Source organism: Dyella sp. 2RAB6, assembly GCF_052115385.1.
Classification (GTDB): domain Bacteria; phylum Pseudomonadota; class Gammaproteobacteria; order Xanthomonadales; family Rhodanobacteraceae; genus Dyella_D.
In genome coordinates, this window is the sequence record NZ_JBFRGP010000009.1 from 71,615 (window position 1) to 90,022 (window position 18,408).

At 66.6% G+C, this 18,408-nt stretch carries 16 protein-coding genes; 10 read left to right on the forward strand and 6 right to left on the reverse strand.

Features of this window, described 5'->3' with window-relative positions; all coding sequences use genetic code 11:
- The first annotated feature begins 30 nt into the window (after positions 1 to 30).
- Genes AB4083_RS14440 through AB4083_RS14460 form a run of 5 tightly spaced genes read left to right on the forward strand, consistent with a single transcriptional unit; the run spans position 31 to position 5,081 of the window.
- On the forward strand, positions 31 to 1,728 hold the full coding sequence (locus tag AB4083_RS14440) for a GMC oxidoreductase (RefSeq protein ID WP_441608772.1): 1,698 nt from the start codon (positions 31 to 33) through the stop codon (positions 1,726 to 1,728).
- Between the two features lie 11 nt (positions 1,729 to 1,739).
- On the forward strand, positions 1,740 to 2,330 hold the full coding sequence (locus AB4083_RS14445) for a gluconate 2-dehydrogenase subunit 3 family protein (RefSeq protein ID WP_441608773.1): 591 nt from the start codon (positions 1,740 to 1,742) through the stop codon (positions 2,328 to 2,330).
- Positions 2,331 to 2,333: 3 nt separating this feature from the next.
- Positions 2,334 to 3,389, forward strand: a complete 1,056-nt coding sequence (locus tag AB4083_RS14450; protein ID WP_441608774.1) for a sugar phosphate isomerase/epimerase family protein — start codon at positions 2,334 to 2,336, stop codon at positions 3,387 to 3,389.
- Positions 3,386 to 4,279 carry a hydroxypyruvate isomerase family protein gene (locus AB4083_RS14455; RefSeq protein WP_441608775.1) on the forward strand — a complete coding sequence of 298 codons (894 nt, stop codon included), beginning with the start codon at positions 3,386 to 3,388 and terminating at the stop codon, positions 4,277 to 4,279. Before AB4083_RS14450 ends, AB4083_RS14455 begins: the two co-directional genes overlap by 4 nt.
- A gap of 19 nt (positions 4,280 to 4,298) precedes the next feature.
- Positions 4,299 to 5,081 carry a 3-keto-disaccharide hydrolase gene (locus AB4083_RS14460; protein ID WP_441608776.1) on the forward strand — a complete coding sequence of 261 codons (783 nt, stop codon included), beginning with the start codon at positions 4,299 to 4,301 and terminating at the stop codon, positions 5,079 to 5,081.
- Between the two features lie 83 nt (positions 5,082 to 5,164).
- On the opposite strand, the gene AB4083_RS14465 is transcribed toward AB4083_RS14460, so the two are convergent.
- Positions 5,165 to 6,061: a LysR family transcriptional regulator gene (locus tag AB4083_RS14465; protein WP_441608777.1), complete on the reverse strand. Its 897-nt coding sequence runs from the start codon at positions 6,059 to 6,061 to the stop codon at positions 5,165 to 5,167.
- 100 nt (positions 6,062 to 6,161) lie between these two features.
- Here AB4083_RS14465 and AB4083_RS14470 point away from each other — a divergent pair, with 100 nt between their 5' ends.
- Positions 6,162 to 6,974, forward strand: coding sequence for an agmatinase family protein (locus AB4083_RS14470; protein ID WP_441608778.1), 813 nt, complete (start codon positions 6,162 to 6,164; stop codon positions 6,972 to 6,974).
- On the opposite strand, the gene AB4083_RS14475 is transcribed toward AB4083_RS14470, so the two are convergent.
- The gene (locus AB4083_RS14475) at positions 6,965 to 8,914 is read right to left on the reverse strand and encodes a peptide-N4-asparagine amidase (protein WP_441608779.1); all 1,950 of its coding nucleotides are present in this window, start codon (positions 8,912 to 8,914) and stop codon (positions 6,965 to 6,967) included. The genes AB4083_RS14470 and AB4083_RS14475 overlap by 10 nt on opposite strands.
- A gap of 408 nt (positions 8,915 to 9,322) precedes the next feature.
- On the opposite strand from AB4083_RS14475, the gene AB4083_RS14480 reads away from it, so the two are divergent.
- The 3 genes from AB4083_RS14480 to AB4083_RS14490 all read left to right on the forward strand — a co-directional run bounded on the left by AB4083_RS14480 (position 9,323) and on the right by AB4083_RS14490 (position 14,775).
- Positions 9,323 to 10,516, forward strand: a complete 1,194-nt coding sequence (locus AB4083_RS14480) for a phosphatidylinositol-specific phospholipase C1-like protein (protein ID WP_441608780.1) — start codon at positions 9,323 to 9,325, stop codon at positions 10,514 to 10,516.
- Positions 10,517 to 10,642: 126 nt separating this feature from the next.
- Positions 10,643 to 13,387 carry a TonB-dependent receptor gene (locus AB4083_RS14485; protein WP_441608781.1) on the forward strand — a complete coding sequence of 915 codons (2,745 nt, stop codon included), beginning with the start codon at positions 10,643 to 10,645 and terminating at the stop codon, positions 13,385 to 13,387.
- Positions 13,388 to 13,443: 56 nt separating this feature from the next.
- Positions 13,444 to 14,775, forward strand: a complete 1,332-nt coding sequence (locus AB4083_RS14490) for a histidine-type phosphatase (RefSeq protein WP_441608782.1) — start codon at positions 13,444 to 13,446, stop codon at positions 14,773 to 14,775.
- A gap of 103 nt (positions 14,776 to 14,878) precedes the next feature.
- Here the strand turns inward: AB4083_RS14490 and AB4083_RS14495 are convergent, their stop codons facing one another.
- Both AB4083_RS14495 and AB4083_RS14500 read right to left on the reverse strand, forming a co-directional pair.
- The gene (locus tag AB4083_RS14495; protein WP_441608783.1) at positions 14,879 to 15,805 is read right to left on the reverse strand and encodes a Dyp-type peroxidase; all 927 of its coding nucleotides are present in this window, start codon (positions 15,803 to 15,805) and stop codon (positions 14,879 to 14,881) included.
- Positions 15,806 to 15,909: 104 nt separating this feature from the next.
- On the reverse strand, positions 15,910 to 16,176 hold the full coding sequence (locus AB4083_RS14500; RefSeq protein ID WP_441608784.1) for a hypothetical protein: 267 nt from the start codon (positions 16,174 to 16,176) through the stop codon (positions 15,910 to 15,912).
- Positions 16,177 to 16,386: 210 nt separating this feature from the next.
- On the opposite strand from AB4083_RS14500, the gene AB4083_RS14505 reads away from it, so the two are divergent.
- Entirely contained in the window at positions 16,387 to 17,289 is a 903-nt protein-coding gene (locus tag AB4083_RS14505) for an RNA polymerase sigma-70 factor (RefSeq protein ID WP_441608785.1), read from the forward strand.
- A gap of 117 nt (positions 17,290 to 17,406) precedes the next feature.
- Here the strand turns inward: AB4083_RS14505 and AB4083_RS14510 are convergent, their stop codons facing one another.
- Positions 17,407 to 17,808 carry a cupin domain-containing protein gene (locus AB4083_RS14510; protein WP_441608786.1) on the reverse strand — a complete coding sequence of 134 codons (402 nt, stop codon included), beginning with the start codon at positions 17,806 to 17,808 and terminating at the stop codon, positions 17,407 to 17,409.
- A 27-nt stretch (positions 17,809 to 17,835) separates the two neighbouring features.
- Positions 17,836 to 18,315, reverse strand: a complete 480-nt coding sequence (locus tag AB4083_RS14515; RefSeq protein WP_441608787.1) for a carboxymuconolactone decarboxylase family protein — start codon at positions 18,313 to 18,315, stop codon at positions 17,836 to 17,838.
- Positions 18,316 to 18,408 lie beyond the last annotated feature (93 nt).

The following is an 18,408-nucleotide window of genomic DNA, read 5'->3' on the forward strand; positions in this document are numbered from 1 at the left end:
GCGTCCTCCACCTTCGCTCTAGGGAAACACATGGACAACAAGCACGTATACGACGCCATCGTCGTCGGCACCGGTGTCAGCGGCGGCTGGGCCGCGAAAGAACTGACCGAGAAAGGCTTGAAGACGCTGGTGCTGGACCGCGGCCCCATGGTCAAGCACGGTGACTACCCCACCGCGATGAAGGCACCGTGGGAGCTGCCTTACGGCGACGAACCGACGCGGCACGATATCGAGCGCCACCCGATCCATACCCGCCCGTCGTTCTACGGCATCACGCAGTCGACCAAGCACTGGTTCGTCGACGACATCGACAACCCCTACTCGGAAACGCGCCCGTTCGACTGGTTCCGCGGCTACCACGTCGGCGGACGCTCGCTGATGTGGGGGCGCCAGAGCTATCGCCTCAGCCCGATGGACCTGGAAGCGAACGGCAAGGAAGGCGTCGGCGTGGACTGGCCGATCCGCTACGACGACATCGCACCGTGGTACGACTACGTCGAGCACTTCATCGGCGTCAGCGGCTCGGTCGAGCACCTGCCGCAGCTGCCGGACGGCGATTTCCTGCCGCCGATGGAGCTGACCTGCGTGGAGAAGGATTTCCGCGACAAGATCGCCGGCAAGTTCGGCGGCCGCAAGCTGATCATCGGCCGCACCGCCAACCTGTCCGGGCCGCTCAAGCACGACAAGAGCCCGCAGCGCGCGCCCTGCCAGTACCGCAACCTGTGCATGCGCGGCTGCCCGTTCGGCGCCTACTTCAGCAGCAACTCCTCGACCCTGCCGGCGGCCGAGAAGACCGGCAACATGACCATGGTGACCAATGCCATCGTCTACGAGCTGATCTACGACAACGACAAGGGCAAGGCCACCGGCGTGCGCGTGCAGGATGCCGAGACCGGCCACCAGACCGAGTACTTCGCCAAGGTCATCTTCATGTGCGCGTCGACCTTCGGCAGCACGCACATCCTGCTGAACTCCACCTCCAGCCGCTTCCCCAACGGCTTCGGCAACGACAGCGGCGAGCTGGGCCACAACATCATGGACCATCTGTTCGGCAGCGGCGCGCGCGCCATGGTCGACGGCTACGACGACCGCTACTACTCCGGCCGCCGCCCCAACGGCTTCTATATCCCGCGCTACCGCAACGTCGGCAACGACAAGCGCGGCTACCTGCGCGGCTTCGGCTTCCAGGGCGGCGCCAGTCGCCAGGACTGGACGCGCCTGGTGAACACGCCGCTGATCGGCGGCGACCTCAAGCGCGCCGCGCAGGTGCCTGGCCCGTGGAGCATCTCGATGATGGGCTTCGGCGAGATGCTGCCTTCGCACCGCAACAAGGTGACGCTGGACCGCAACCGCAAGGACAAGTACGGCATGCCGCTGCTCAACTTCGACGCCGCGCACGAGGAGAACGAGCTGGCGATCGGCAAGGAGATCGTCGACGACGCGCTGGAAATGCTCAGCGCCGCCGGCTACCGCGACGTGCGCTCGTTCAAGGTCGAAGCGAACGTCGGCGCCGGCATCCACGAGATGGGCACCGCGCGCATGGGCCGCGACCCGAAGACCTCGGTGCTCAACGGCTGGAACCAGATGCACGCCTGCAAGAACGTCTACATCACCGACGGCTCGTTCATGGCCTCCTCCGGCTGCCAGAACCCGTCCCTCACCTACATGGCGATGACCGCGCGCGCGGCCGGCCATGCGGTGGAAGAACTCAAGCGCGGCAATATCTGAGGAGACCGCCCATGAACCGTCGCGAATGGTTGAAAAGCATGACCACGCTGGCCGTCGGCGCCGTCGCCGCGCCCTCGCTGCTGGCCGTGTTCGACGCGCATGCCGCCGCGCTGAAAGGCGGCCCGGCCCCGCAGTTCTTCAGTACGCCGCAGCACGATACGCTGACCGCCGTGGTCGACATCATCGTGCCGCGCACCGACACGCCCGGCGCCGTCGATGCCGGCGTGCCGCGCTTCATCGACCAGATGTTCAAGGACGTCTACACGCCGGAAGAACAGAAGCGCTACCTCACGGCGATGGCCGCGTTCGAGCAGGAAGGCGGCAAGCCGTTCGCCCAGCTCGACGCCAAACAGCGCCTGGCGCTGGTGACCAAGCTGCACGAGCAGGCGTTGATCAAGGGCAAGGACCTCGATCCGCAGTCCGCGCAGGCCTTCGTGCTGATGACCAAGAAGCTGGCCACGTCGGGCTTCTTCATCTCCCAGCCCGGTTGCACGCAAGTCATGCAGTACGTGCCTGTACCTGGCGCCTACCATGGCGATATCCCGCTGTCCGAGGCGGGCAATGGCCGGGCCTGGGCGGTCGAGACCGTGCTGAGGATCTGACCCATGAAGACACTCAAGGGCCCCGGCATCTTCCTGGCCCAGTACGCGGGCGATGCCGAGCCGTTCAATTCGCTGCCGGCCATCGCTCGCTGGGCGGCGTCGCTCGGCTTTGCCGGCGTGCAGATTCCGTCCAACGACAAGCGCCTGTTCGATCTCGAACAGGCCGCGTCGAGCAAGGGCTACTGCGACGATATCGCCGGCACGCTGGCCGAACATGGCTTGGCGGTGACCGAGCTTTCCACGCACCTGCAAGGCCAGCTGGTGGCTTCGCATCCGGCGTACGACCGCTTGTTCGATGGGTTCGCGCCGCCGGAGCTGCGCGGCAAGACGCAGGAGCGCCAGGCCTGGGCAGTCGAGCAACTGAAGCTCGCCGCCAAGGCGAGCCGCAACCTGGGATTGACGGCGCACGCGACCTTCTCCGGCGCGCTGGCCTGGCATCTGTTCTATCCATGGCCGCAGCGTCCCGCCGGCCTGGTTGAAGAAGCCTTTGCCGAACTCGGCAAGCGCTGGCGCCCGATCCTCGATGCCTTCGACGAGGCTGGCGTCGACGTCTGCTACGAATTGCACCCCGGCGAAGACCTGCACGACGGCGCCACCTTCGAACGCTTCCTCGAAGCGGTCGACAACCATCCGCGCGCCAACATCCTGTACGACCCCAGTCACATGGTGCTGCAGCAGCTGGACTATCTGGAGTTCATCGACTTCTACCACCAGCGCATCCGTGCCTTCCACGTGAAGGATGCGGAGTTCCGGCCGAACGGCCGCGCCGGCGTGTATGGCGGCTACCAGAGCTGGATCGACCGGCCCGGCCGCTTCCGCTCGCTGGGTGACGGGCAGATCGATTTCGGCGCGATCTTCAGCAAGATGGCGCAGTACGGCTATCCGGGCTGGGCCGTGCTGGAATGGGAGTGCTGCATCAAGGACGCCCAGCAGGGCGCGCAGGAAGGCGCGGTGTTTATCCGCGATCACATCATCAAGGTCACCGAGCGCGCGTTCGACGATTTCGCCGCGACCGGCGCCGACCGTGGCTTCAACCGCCAACTGCTGGGGCTCGAATGATCAACACCCGAGGCATCACCCGCCGCGCCATGCTCGGCCAGCTCGCCGCCGCCGCGGCCTTCGGCGCCACCGCGGCGCTGGCGCCGGCCGACAGCGCGTCCGCCGCGCCACAGAAAAGCGGCCCCGGCCGCCTCAAGCAATCGCTCAGCCGCTGGACTTCGAAGGCGCCGCTGCCGGAGTTGTGCAAGCGCCTCAAGAGCCTCGGCTTCGCCGGCGTCGACCTGTTGTATGCGGACGAGTGGGCGGTGGTCAACGACAGCGGCTTGAAGGTCACGATGGGCTACCCCGCCAAGCGCGACAACTTCATCAGCATGGGTTTCAACGATCCGGCCAATCACGCCACGCTGCTGAAGGAGCTGGAAACCACCATTCCGCTCGCGCAGAAAGCCGGCGTCACCAACGTGATCACCATGTTCGGCAACCGCGTTGCCGGCATCGACGAGAGCAAGGCGCGCGACAACTGCATCGCAGGCTTGTCGAAGATCGCACCGCTGGCGTCGGAACATGGCATCACCCTGTGCGTGGAGCTGCTCAACAGCAAGGTGGACCACCACGGCTACCAGGGCGACAGCACGCGTTTCGGCGTCGAAGTGATGAAGGGCATCGGCTCGCCCAACGTGAAGCTGCTGTACGACATCTACCATATGCAGATCATGGAAGGCGATGTGATCCGCACCATCCGCGACAACATGCAGTGGATCGGCCATTTCCACACCGGCGGCGTGCCGGGCCGCCACGAGATCGACGGCACGCAGGAACTGAACTACCACGCCGTGGCCAAGGCGATCGCCGACCTCAATTACCAAGGCTACATCGCGCACGAGTTCATGCCGGCCGGGCCCGATCCGTTCGCCGCCTTCGCCGACGCCTACAAGATCTGCACCGTCTGATCGCCCACCGGACCCGCCCATGAATCCGCGCCACGTTCTCGCCCTGCTTCTCTTCGCCCTCGCCGCCGGCGGCGCTTGCGCACAGAACGCGCCACCGGCCGGCGATCCCAAGGCCACCGAGCAATGGGAACCGGTGCCGCCGGTGGTGACGCCGGGCCAGCGCGATGCCGCACCGCCTTCCGATGCGATCGTGCTGTTCGACGGCCATAACCTCGAACAGTGGGAAGCCTCGAAGGATCAATCGCCCGCGCATTGGAAAGTCCACGATGGCGTGGCCACGGTGGACAAGACCACGGGCAATATCCAGACCAGGCGCCGCTTCAAGAACTACCAGCTGCATCTGGAATGGCAGGTGCCGAAGAACATCAGCGGCGAAGGCCAGGCGCGCGGCAACAGCGGCGTGTTCGCCGCCTCGACCGGTCCCGGTGATGAAGGCTACGAGATCCAGATCCTCGACTCGTACCGCAACAAGACCTATGTCAACGGCCAGGCCGCCGCCATCTACAAGCAGACGCCGCCGCTGGCCAATGCGATGCGCCCGCCGGGCGAGTGGCAGGCCTATGACATCGTGTGGACCGCCCCGGTATTCGCCGCCGATGGCAGCCTGCAATCGCCGGCCTATGTGACGGTGTTGCATAACGGCGTCGTGGTGCAGAACCACAGCAAGCTCACCGGCGAGACGCTGTACATCGGCAAGCCGGTGTACAAGGCCTACACCGACGCACCGATCAAGCTGCAGGCACATGGCGACCCGTCGGCGCCGATCAGCTTCCGCAACATCTGGGTGCGGCCGCTCGATTGAGCGGCGTAGGTTGGGGTGAGCCGCAGGCGAACCCCAACAATGCGATGCGTTTGAACGTGGTGATGTTGGGGTTCGCCTGCGGCTCACCCCAACCTACGCCGTCGCCTCAGTTCGTCCAGCAACGCGCGCAACAACGGCGATGCCGCCAAGCCCGCGCGCGTGACCACCTGGATCTGCCGCCGCAACGTCATCTGCTGCGGCGCGCGCACAGCCACCTTCGTCTTTGCCGTGCCCAGCGCCAGTTCCGGTACGAAGCCGACGCCGAAACCTTCCGCCACCATGTCCAGCATCAGCCCGTAGTCGTCCACCCGATGAGTGATGCGTGGAACGAAGCCGGCCAATGCACAGGCGCGCTCGGCCAGCTGGACATCGTCGGCGCCGCGCGAGCCGACGATCCATTCCGCATCGGCCAGCTTGCGCAAGTCGAGCGCGCCACGCTGCCTGCGCCAGGCCGGCGGCAGCGCCAGCACGATCGGCTCGTCCGCCACCGGCAGCACCATCAGCTCCTCATCGATCGCGCGCGGCGCCAGGCTGTAGGTGAAGCTCACCGCCAGCTGGCAATCGCCGCGGCGCACGGCCGCGATGCTGTCCGCGGGTTCCAGCTCGTGGATCACCACGCGCAGATCCGGCACCCGTTGGCGCAACCGCGCGATGGCTGGCAGCAGGCGCCAGCGCGCATAGGTGGAGAAGGTGGCGATCGCCAGGCTGCCGCCAGGCGCAGCCGCGCTGCGCAGATCCAGCTCGGCCAGCTCCACCGTGCGCAGGATCGCTTCCGCATGCGCCGCCAGCCGCATGCCTTCGGGTGTCAACTGCACGCCACGCCCCACGCGCTCCAGCAGGCGCATGCCGCTTTCGCGCTCCAGTGTGGCCAGGTGCTGGGAGACGGCGGACGAGGTCATGCCGAACGCTTCGGCGACCGCGGTCATGGTGCCGCGGCGGGCGAGTTCGCGAAACAGGCGCAGGCGGGTGAGATCGAACATGAAGCCAAGCTTATATAACAGTTCAGTTCGATGAAGTAGACCTGCGAGGTTTGGCACCCTAGCCTTTCGCTGCGCACACAACCCACCGGACTTCACCGCCATGACCCGCCTTGCCCTGCTCGGCGTTCCGCACGACGAGAACTCGTCCTTCCACCAAGGCCCCGCACAGGCGCCGCCGGCGATCCGGCGCGAGCTCTACTCCGACGCATACAGCATCTGGAGCGAGACCGGCATCGACCTGGGCGTCCCTGGGCGGCTGGTCGACCACGGCGATCTCCACTTCGACGGAAGCGAGGACGCCTGGACGCGCATCGAACGCGAGGCCGGCGCGATCCTCGCCACCGGCACGCCGCTGATCAGCCTGGGCGGCGACCATGCCATCACCCATCCGCTGCTGCGCGCGGCGCATGCGCACCATCCGTCGCTGACGCTGCTGCACATCGATGCGCATGCGGATATCTACCATGCCTATCAGGGCAACCCGCGCTCGCACGCCTCGCCGTTCGCGCGAATCATGGAGGAAGGATTGGCGAGCCGGCTGATCCAGCTGGGCCTGCGCACGGTCAACGACCACCACCGTGAGCAATGGCAGCGCTTCGGCGTCGAAGCGATCGAGGCCGCGGCCTGCGGCGAGCGGCTGGCGCTCGATATCCGCACGCCGATCTACCTGTCCGTCGATATCGACGCCTTCGATCCGGCCTACGCGCCGGGCGTGTCGCACCGCGAACCTGGCGGGCTCACGCCGCGCCAGGTGATCGGCTGGATCCAGGCCTTGCAGCAACCGGTGATCGCCGCCGATATCGTCGAATACAACCCGCGCCGCGATTGGGACGGCATCACCGCGACGCTGGCGGCGAAACTGCTCAAGGAGATCGCCGGCGTGATGCTGCGCAACCGCCCCACTCAGGGATAGGGCAACCACCCCAGCGCATCCGGCGAACCATCCGGCCGGCTCTGCCACGACAGGCGGTTCTGCCCGTCCGTGCAGTTGCCGCCGGTCGCCCAGGTGGCCAGCTTGCCGTCGCGCGTGGTCAGCATGGCGTCGTAGCAGCTGCCGACCGAATCGTTGAAGCGGAAGGTCTGCCAACCGCCGCGGTCGTTGACCTTGGTGAACACGCGATAGGGGAACAGACCGGTGGTGACGTCGAGCGTGGCACCGGTCAGGTTCTGCGTCACCGCGCTATAAAGCGTGCTGCCGTTGGCGCGGCGCACCCGTTGCAGGCCGACGTCCTGGCGGAACTTGCGGATCTCGCGTTCCACCGTCGGGTCGTGCCACAGGTAGTAGTAGCTCGATGCCGGATAGCCGTAGTTGGTGATGTGCTCATTAGCCAACACACCATTGAGGTAGGTGCGCGTCTTGCCGGTCTCGGTGCTGTGCTGGGTGATGGTCTTCTCGAAGATGCGCCGCGGCTGCGTACCGACCTTCTCGCTGGACACGTCGAAGTCCTGGGTGTTGTCGAAATTCACCCAGCGCTCCACCCGATGGCGGATGCGCCCCTTGGAGCCGTTGACGTAACCGTCGATCACGAAATGCCGCTGCAACGCAGTGACCACGCTGCCGCGCAGATGGCCCTGGCGGTCCAGCGCGACCGTGCTGCGCTGGCTGGGCAGCGGCGGCTGTCCGGCCAGGTCGTTGCGGGTGAGCATGCCGGTCACCTGCTTCACGCGGCGGTCCTGGTACAGTAGCAGGTTCGCCGAGGCCCAGGCGCCGGCCACCGGATTATTGGTCAGCCCAGGACGGCTGTTGCTGGCGATGCGCACCGCGATGGTATGCGGCGCGCCATCGCTCAGCCGCGCGGCGAACGGACTCAGGTCCACGCGATGCGGCACGTACAGCAGTTCCTGCGGCTGCAGCGCCGGCCGCCACAACTGCGCATCGCGCTCGCTGGTGGTCGGATAGGCGGGATACAGCGGCACCACGCCGGCGGGCTGCTCGTCGATGCTGACCTCGGCCTCGCGGAACGCGCCGCCGATGCATTGCGCGGCGAAGTTGTGCTTGTCGTCCAGCAACAGGCGCGGCAGCACAACCGCCAGTGGCGCCGGCAGGCAGCTGTACCAGGGATCGTTGGCATCGAGGCGGCCCGTCGTCGGGCTGGTCGGCACGTAGTTGTAGGCGGACGGGCGCACGGTCACGTCCAGGTAGGCGCGCTCGATGTTCCTGGGCAAGCTCGCCTGCCCCGAGGTGTTGAAGCTCGTCGCCAGGCGGTCGCTGGTGCTGCGCAGATCGGCGAGCACACCGGTGAAGTAGCCGCCGCTGAAAAAGTTGCCGGCCCCGAGCGGCAACACCGCATCGGGCACGCTTGGCAACGGTTCGGTGACGGTGCGCGGATAGTATTTCAGGCGGGCGATGCCGACGAAGCTGGGGCCGGTGTGTGTTTTTTCGTTGCCCAGCCCGGCGCTCCAGTTGCCGCCCCCGCGCTGCACCGGTCCTTGCCAGCGCAATACGGAGGCGTAGTCGGTGACGTCGCGCTCCACATGTCCGCAGTACGCCTCGTAGCACGGTGCGATGACGTCATGGTTACCTGTCAGGGCGATGCTGCCCGAATACAGGTTCACGCCGTTCAACCACAGGTTCAGCGGCAACGGCACGCTGTTCCCCACCCGGTCTTCTTCCAGGACGAAATCCATCTCCAGCACGATCTTGGCCCAGGGGCCGACGCCGCAGTGGTAGGGCGAGTAATTGAAGCTGCCTTGGCTTTCGCCGATGGCGGCAACCTCGGCCAGCTGTTCCGTGCACGGGGTACTCGATGGACGCGGCACCAGCGGATCGGCGCGCACGATGAAGTCGGTGCCCGGCACCGGCGCATCGGCGGCGCTGAGGTTGCAGGCGAGACAGGCAAGCAGGACAGACACGGCGATGCGACCGGAAATTCCGGGGAACATGACGACCTCCAGATGGCTCCCCCCTGCGCCGGCGATGGTAAGAAACGCACTCGAGGAAAAGCGTGATAGGCCCCGCAGCTAGACGACTCGTTGCGTTCACGCAGGCGCCGTAAGTCACGCGAAAGTTGGCGTTGTTCTTCGGCGTCTGCGCTTGCGTGACGATCGACACACATCGCCTGGAACCGTCACCGTTCCCGCTCGCAAGATGACAACCCTGTCATTTGGACGTCCAAACGCAAGTAAAAGACTTCACACTGTCGTCACCTGATTGCAAAACCCATGTTTCTAAAATCCCTGGACTTGGATCGATCCAATTCATCCTGGTGTTATACCGCGCTCCCCTGGCGCGGCCGTTCCGTTCCGCCAACGAGCCCTGCCATGTCCGCTACGCGTCCTTCGCCCGAGCTGCGCCAGCCCTCTGCCCGAGCCCACCGCGGCCTCGATGTGCTGGCCATCGCCACGCATGCCTGTGCCGCCCTGCTCGCCGTGGCGGTGCTGCCCTCGCTCGCCGCCGAGTCCGCGCCGCTGCGGCTCAATCAACTGCAATACATCGGCAGCCACAACAGCTACCACGCCGGCCTCGCCCCTGGCGAAGCGGCGGTGTGGAAGCGCACGGACCCGGCGCTGTTCGCCAGGATCGACTACGCCCATCCGCCCTTGAGCAAACAGTTCGACGACGGCGTGCGCCAGATCGAGCTGGATATCTATGCCGACGCCAAGGGCGGCCGCTATGCGCATCCGGCCATCGTCGAGCAGGTGGCAAAGGCCGGCCGGCCGGCGGACCCGCCATTTGCCAGTGCCGGTGCCGCTGCGGACGCGATGCGCCGCCCCGGTTTCAAGGTGATGCATATCCAGGACCTGGACCAGCGCAGCACCTGCCAGCCGCTGCTCGCCTGCCTGCGCGAAGTGAGCGCCTGGTCGCAGGCGCATCCGCGCCATCTGCCGCTGTTCGTGCTGCTGGAAACGGAGGAGACGCCGCTGCAGCTGGCTTTCCCCACCGTGCAGCCCGAGCCGTTCGACAGCAAGGCGCTGGATGCGCTGGACGCGGAAATCCGCTCGGTATTCGCGCGCAAGGAATACATCGCTCCCGACGACGTGCGCGGGCGCTTCGCCACCCTCAATGCCGCCATCCGTGCGCAGGGCTGGCCTGCGCTGGACAGTGCGCGCGGCAAAGTGATCTTCCTGCTCGACCAGCGCCACGTCGGCCCGGCCTATCTGCAAGGCCATGCCTCGCTGCGCGGCCGCGTGCTGTTCACCAACGCCAAACCCGGCGACGACGATGCCGCTTTCACCGAACTCAATGACGGCAGCGCCGAGGACATCACGCGCCTGGTCAAGCAGGGTTACCTGGTGCGCACGCGCACCGATGCCGACCTGAAGGAGGCGCTGCGCAACGACGGCACGCGCCGCGACGCCATGCTGGCCAGCGGCGCGCAGCTGCTGAGCACCGACTATCCCGACGGCGAGGCGGCCGCCAACGGCTATGTCGTCGGCTTCGCCAACCACCAGCGCGCACGCTGCAATCCGCAGTTCGCTGATGCGCGCTGCAGCGAGGCCGATCTCAAGCCCTGATCGCCGCGCCCTGATCCCCCGCGCACGGAAGCGCACGCCATCCACGCCGGTTCGCCCCGGCCGCGCCTGCGCGCGGCATGGAAGCGGCTTGCCCACTGCCTGCCTTCCCCACTCGAAGCCATCCCCATGCGCCAGTTCCATCGCCACCACCTGCTCGCCGCCTCGATCCTGCTCGGCCTGGTGCTCAGCCCCACCGGCCACGCCGGCGACAACGACGACGTCGAGAAAAACTCCAATCCCGCCAACCCGAGGACCCTCTCCGCCGTCAGCGTCAGCGCGGACTCCATGCCGCAGATCGGCACGATCGACGAGCAGCGCCTGTCGGTCAGCGTCAACACCGTGATGAGCAAGCAGGAGATGAATGCGGTGCCCTCGGCGAATATCGCCGACGTGGTCGCGCGCATGCCGGGCCTGTCCGCCTACAGCGACATGCACCTGGGCCAGGCGGCCACCGGCGAGAACGAGTACGTGACCATCCGCGGCCTCGACTCCAGCTACAACGCCTACACCCTCAACGGCTTCGCCCTGCCCGAGACCGATGCCTCCACGCGCGCCATCTCGCTGAACATGCTCGCGCCGTTCGGCATCCAGTCGGTGAAGGTGTCCAAGGCGCCGACGCCGGATCAGCCCGGCGACTCGATCGGCGGCAGCATCGACATGCGCACGCCCACCGCGTTCGACTTCAGCAAGGACGGCTACGCGCGCACCACCGTGCAGGGCCAGATGAACAGCCTGGCCTCGGACCTTGGCGTGTCCAGCAAGGGCGGCACGGTGCAGCAGGAATTCGCGCGCCGCTTCGGCCCGGACCAGTCGCTGGGCCTCTACGTGGCGGCCTATTACGGCAAGAACGACAACGCCGCCGAAGCGGTGGCGCCGAACTCTTCGTACAAGCCGATCGATCCGGCCCAGGCCAAGAACCCCGACCTCAGCACCGCCGGCCCGCTGCAAAGCTCGCAGTACAAGTACAGCATCTACACCAACTGCATTAAGCGCTACGGCGCCAATACCTCGCTGGACTGGCACGGCGAGTCCACCTCGCTGTATGCCCGCGCGATCTACGGCGTGTACCGCGTGGCCGGCGAGCAGAACCAGGCTTCCGCGCGCAACCCCAACGCGGCGAATGCCCAGCGCGGCGGCTACTTCAACACGCGCGACCTGCGCGAGAAGACCGCGGCGCTGCAGCTCGGCGGCAGCAGTACGGTGGACGGCTGGGTGATCGACTACGGCACCTCGTACGGCTACGGCGCGCGCAAGCGGCCGAACTACGTCGAGGCCAGCCTGTACGGGCCGGTGCCCACCGGCCAGTTCGCGTTCGACCTGGGCGACCCGACCTACCCGAGCATCGCCGGCAGCTCCGCCGCGCTGAAGAACTACTTCTACAGCCTCAATTCCAACAGCTTCTGGAAGGTGCAGGGCCACGACGCCGGCAGCACCGACACGCGCGTCAACGCGCATGCCGATGCCACTTACCGCTTCGAGGACGGCCCGGTCGAGAGCGTGAAGTTCGGCCTGTCCGGCGACACCTCCAAGCGCGACGCCTACGATCATCCGTTCTTCCACGACGACAACAACTTTATCTATGGCGGCCCGTACTTCGGCGGCCCGAAGTATCCGTCCACCGCGCCCGGCGGCCCCACCCTCGGCGCGCTGCCGGGCCAGGTCGTCAACGCTGCATTCGACGGCCGCTATGCCGGTCCGTTCAAGCTGATCGACCGCAACTGGGTGTTGGCCCAGGCCGTGCCCTACAAGTTCGTCAACGATCCCAACGGTGCGGGCAACTACACCGCCAACGACTACAACGCCAACACCACGTCGAGCCGCGAGAACATCTACGCCGCGTATTTCATGACCACGCTGCGCTTCGGTGCGCTGAGCGTGCTGCCGGGCCTGCGCTACGAGCGCACGCACTACTCGGCCGACTCGTGGCAGTCCAACGGCGACGACGCCACCGGCCGCTTCGTCGGCATGGGCCGCAGCTACGGCGAGTTCCTGCCGGGCATCAGCCTCAACTACCGCCCCGACGAGCTGAGCGTGTACCGCGCCTCGCTGCGCCGCAGCTTCAGCCGTCCGGCGTTCGGCCTGATCTCCGGCCAGACCAACTATTCGATCGACGACATCAGCGGCCAGGTGCTGGGCATCTCCAAGCCCAATCCGGACCTCAAGCCCAGCACGGCGGACAACCTCGACCTGTCCGCCGAGTTCTACGACGCCCAGGGCGGCGTGCTGAGCGCCTCGGCGTACTACAAGCGCATCAACAACTTCATCTACACCTCGCAGTCGGCCACCAGCAACGACAGCACGCTGGGCGGCAACGTGCCCACCGGCACGGTGATCACCGACGGCATCCCGATCACCACGCCGGAGAACGGCGGCACCGCGCGCCTGTACGGCCTGGAGCTGGCCGGTCGCCGCCAGTTCGTCGAACTGCCCGGGGTATGGAGCCACTTCGGCGCCAGCGCCAACCTCACCCTGCAGCACAGCTCCGCCGACAGCCAGCGCCCCGACCACGAAGGCCGCAAGAGCTGGCTGCCACGCGCGCCGCAGCGCATGTACAACCTCGGCCTGTTCTACGACGACGGCAGCCTGCGCGCCGACCTCACCTACAACTACACCGGCCTGCAGCTGCTCGGCCTGACCGGCAACGGCCTGGACTACTACCTGCAGCCGACGCGCACACTGAATCTCGCCACCACTTATCACCTGCCCTACGGTTTCGACGTCGGCTTCGCGGTGAAGAACCTGCTCGACAACAGCACGTTCCACGAGACCCAGGGCAAGTCGCGCCGCTACCTCGCCTACGATCCGGGCGCGGACGGTGCGTACCTGCAGACCGGGCGCATCTATATGCTCAACCTCAGCTACAACTTCTGAGGCGGGGCGGCCCCGCGCCGCCTGGCGCGGGGTGGTCCGTCCAAGGAACCGATGCAATGACGATGCAAATCGCGATATACCGCCGGCTGCCGCACGTGGCGGCCTGGCTGTTGCTGGGCCTGTGCATGGCACTGGTCACCTCCCGCGCGTCCGCCGCCACGGACGGCATGCAACCGGAACGTGTGGTGCTGCTGTACCGCCATGGCGTGCGCACGCCGCTGCCCGGCGAGATCCAGCTCGACGAAGCCAGCGGGAAACCGTGGCCCGCCTGGAAGCAGCCGCCGAGCCAGCTCACGCCGCACGGCATCGCCGGCGTCAAGCTGATGGGTGCCTACGACCGCCAGCGCCTTGCCGCGCTGGGCCTGTTCGCGCCGCGCGGTTGCCCATCGGCCGGGCAGTTGTGGTTCTGGGCCAATACCGACCAGCGCACCATCGACAGCGCCGCCGCGTTGGCGGAAGGCTTCGCGCCGGGTTGCCATATCGGCGTCGGCCATAAGCCTCAAGGCAGCGAGGACCCGCTGTTCCATCCGATCGAAGCGAAGACCACCGAGTGGAACGCGGCCGATGCGGTGGCCTCGATCCAGGGTGCGACCGGCGGCCCCGATGCGCTGACTGCGCCACACGCCGATGCGCTGGCGGCGCTGGCGCAGGTCATGGGTTGCGGCGGCGCGCACGATCCGGCCTGGTGTGCGCCCGGCCAATGGCATGGCAACCTGTCGCTCGCCAGCGGCACGGGACACATGCTGCTCACCGGCCCGATCGCCACCACCTCGGGCACGGCCGAAGCGATCCTGATGGCTTACGCCGAAGGCCGTCCCTTGCCGGAAGTCGGCTGGGGCCGCACCGATGCGCAGCGGCTGCAGCAGCTCTCGCAACTGCATGCGCTGCTGTTCGATATCCATGCCCGACCGGGCTATATGGCCGAACGCGTGGCGTCGTCGATGAGCCGCCGCCTGCTCGAACTGTTGAGCGACCAGGACGCGCCACGGCTCAGCGTGCTGGTCGGCAGCGACAACAATATCGTTGCGCTGGCTGCGGTTCTGGGTTTGCACTTTCAGCTCGGCGGGTATGCCAAGGACGATCCGCCGATTGGCGGGGCGCTGGGGATCGAGTTGTGGAAAGACGCTGCGGGCAAGCGTTTCGTGCGCTTGTTTTATCAGGCGCAGAGCCTGGATCAGTTGCGTGAGTTGCGGGCTTTGAGTGACAAGGCGCCGCCGGCGATCGTGTTGCTGGTGCCGGCGGGTTGTGAGGCGGACAAGCCTTGTCCGTTGGAAACGGTGTTGCCCGCACTTGAGCGCGCCGCCTCGCATGCGCGTGAAGCGCACCTGGCCTGGACGCCGCAGTACACGGGCACCTTGCTGTGGCCATCGTCCACCCCGCGCCCATGACGACGTAGGTTGGGGTGAGCCGCAGGCGAACCCCAACGATGTGACGCGCGGGGCGGGGGATTGTTGGGGTTCGCTGCGCTCACCCCAACCTACGGGTGGCGTCTTATTCGAGGCTGTCCATAAACCCTGCCGACGGCACGAAATACAGCGAGCCTGTCACCGCCCGGCTCACATCCAGCAGCCGGTCGTAATTCCCCACCGGCTGGCCGATGAACATATTCACCAGCATCCGCTCGATCCGCGACGGCGAACGCGCATAGCCGATGAAATACGTGCCGAACTCACCCTTGCCCACCTCGCCGAACGGCATGTTGTCGCGCACGATATCCAGCTCCTCGCCGTTCTCTTCGATCACGGTGAGCACGTTGTGCGCGTAGCTGGGCTTGGCCTCTTCGGCCAGCTCGATATTCGACGCCTTCTTGCGCCCGATGATCTTTTCCTGCTGCTCCACCGGAATCGCATTCCACGCCTTCAGGTCGTGCAGGTATTTCTGCACGATCACATAGCTGCCGCCGGCAAAGCCCGCATCCTCGTCGCCGACGATGGTGGCGTCGACGGCATCCTGCTTCACCGGGTTCTCGCTGCCGTCGACGAAACCCAGCAGGTCGCGCGCATCGAAGGACTTGAAGCCATGCACCTCGTCTTCCACCGCGGCGAACTCGCCGAGGCGGGACATGATTTCCGTAGCCAACTCGAAACACATGTCCATCTGGGTGGCACGGATATGCAACAGCAGGTCGCCCGGCGTGGACGGCGCATGGTGTACGCCCTGGAGTTCGCGGAACGGATGCAGCTCGGCCGGACGGGGCTGCCCGAACAATCGGTCCCACGCCACCGAGCCGAAGCCGGTCACGCAGGACAGATGACGCTCCGGGTAGCGGAAGCCGATCGAGCGCACCACGCCGGAGAGGTCGGCGCATACTGCGCGCACGACCGCGTCGGCTTGCGGGTCGGGCTTGAGCGTCACCACCAGGAAGATCGCCGCCTGGGTCAGCGGCGCGGTCACCGCTTGCGTCATGACAGAAGACACATCGAATCCTTATGAATAAATTGCAGGCCTTGCCACGGTGCCGGGTTCGCGCACCGCGAAGGAGCGCGAACATTGCGGCCCGCTCCCGGGCATGTCAATTCGCTTCAGGGCTGCCAGTCGTTCATCCAGGCGGCGAACAAGGCAAGCTGGGCTTCGTTCCAGCCGGGGCCACCCGGGGGCATCCGCGGGGTCCGGCTTCCATCCAGCCGCGCCAGCACGTGCCGCGCATTGGCATGGTCGGCAAATACGGCATCGCCCGTGGGGTTGGCCATGTAGTCGTACTCGCGCAGATGGACGCCCATCCCGCCCATGCAACGCACGTCGCCATCGGTGAACAGCGGGGCGATGTCTTTGGCAAACGAAACGGTCATGGCTTGCTCCGGGCAGGAATGAAATAGAGGATGCTGGCGGGAGCTGGCAGCATGGTCACGGGCGCGGCAGCACTGTAGGCCTGCGCAGGACGCCACGGTGTTTCCGCGCGAGCACCACCCCGCGGTCCGCTTCTGCGCCAGAATGCGCGGTGGCGCAGCTTCACTGTCACGGGCGAGGGACCGCTCCCACGCAAAAGGTAACCGCAGCGCATGGCCACGAACGACCTCAATACCGTCTTCCAGGGGCTGCGTCCGCGCCTGCAAAGCATCGCCTACGGCATGCTCGGCAGCGTGGCCGACGCCGAGGACGTGGTGCAGGACGTGTGGCTGCGCTGGCATGCCGCCGAGCAGTCGCGGATCGAAAACCTCGAAGCCTGGCTGGTGACCGCCACCACGCGCACCGCGATCGACCGCCTGCGCGCGCTGAAGGCGCGCCGCGAGCACTACGTCGGCATGTGGCTGCCGGAGCCCTGGCTGACCGAAGGCCCGGACACCCCCGAACAGATCCAGGAGCGCTCCAGCGAGGTGTCGATCGCCCTGCTGGTCCTGCTCGAACGGCTGTCACCCGAGGCGCGCGCCGCCGTGCTGCTGCGCGAGGTGTTCGAGCTGGGCTATCCCGAGATCGCGCTGATCATCGACAAGAGCGAGGCTGGCGTGCGCCAGATCGTGCATCGCGCGAAAGCCCAGCTGCAGGACGGCCGCCCGCGCTACACGGTGTCCACCGAAGCGCACCTGCGCATCGTGCGGCGCTTCGCGCAGGCCATGGCGAACGGCGAATTCAAGCTGCTGACCGCCCTGCTCGCCGACGATGCGCAGCTGATCGGCGACGGCGGCGGCCGCACCACCGCGATGCCCAGGCCGATGCCCGGCGGCAAGCGCATTGCGCAGCTGCTGTATGCCGGCAAGTTGCGCTTCAAGAGCGAGCTGGGCATCGAGCTGGCGCAGATCAACGGGAAGCTGGCGATCCTGCGCTTTATCGGCGGCAAGCTGGAGTCGGTGATGGCACTGGAAACCGATGGCGAGCGGATTACCGATGTATCCGTGCAGCGCAATCCGGAGAAGCTGGGGGGCGTGGCGGCAGGGCTGGGTGTCGAGCTGCTGACCCCGCTCTGAGCACAGCCCCACCGCACGGCGCAGGTTGGGGTGAGCCATCGGCGAACCCCAACGGATCCCCGCACCGGCACGACGTTGGGGTTCGCTGCGCTCACCCCAACCTGCACTGGCCGGGGCTCAATGCACCGGCGTCAACAACGGCGCCCCGCGATCCTTCAGCAACCACACCACGAACTTCGCCGGCTCCGTCTGGCTGGCATTGCGGCCGACGGTATGCACATCGTCAGGCCCTTCATAGAAGGTATCCCCCGCCTTCAACGTCACCGTCTTGCCACCCTTGACTCCCATCACGATCGAACCTTGCAGCACATACACGAAGGCATGCGCATCGTGACGATGCACGGGGTCGACGGAACCCGGCGGGTAATCCACGGTGATCATGGTGACCTCCTTGCTGGGGTAGTCGCTCAAGGCCTTGCTCGTCAGCGTCGCCACGCTGGCATGCGGCGCCGCCTCCTGCGCAGCGACCGCACCGGCGGCGGACAGCAGCACGGCCGCAAGGATTCTGGAAACGCTCATGTGTTTCTCCTCATTGCCGATGGATGATCAGGCCAACCCGGCCTTGTCCAGGCCGAACGCCTTGTCGAACGCGCCCGGCTGCGGCCGGAACGCCACGTTGATGCGGTTCCACGCGTTGATCGACATCACCAGGTAGGTCAGGTCGGTGATCTCCTGCTCCGACAACTGGGTGCGCACGCGCTCGTAGATCTCGTCCGGCACGCCGTCGCGCGGCAACAGGGTCAGCACTTCGGTCCAGGCCAGGGCGGCGCGCTCGCGCGGCGAGAAAAACGGGGACTCGCGCCAGGCGGCGACGTGGTACAGGCGCAGGGCGCGCTCGCCGCGCAGGGTCGCCTCTTTCACGTGCATGTCCAGGCAGAAGGTGCAGCCGTTGATCTGCGAGGCGCGGACATTCAACAGGTCGTGGATCGACTCCTCGATCGAGGAATGGGTCAGGGCATTGCTGAACTCGGCGAACTTCTTGAACAGTTCGGGCGACTGCTGCTGGTAGTTGAGGCGCTGGCTCATGGTCTTTCCTCGTCGGTGGTGGAATGCGTCGGCACAAGACTGGAACAGCCGCCTGGCGCCCGGTAGGCATGCGCAGCGGCGCACGCTGTTGCC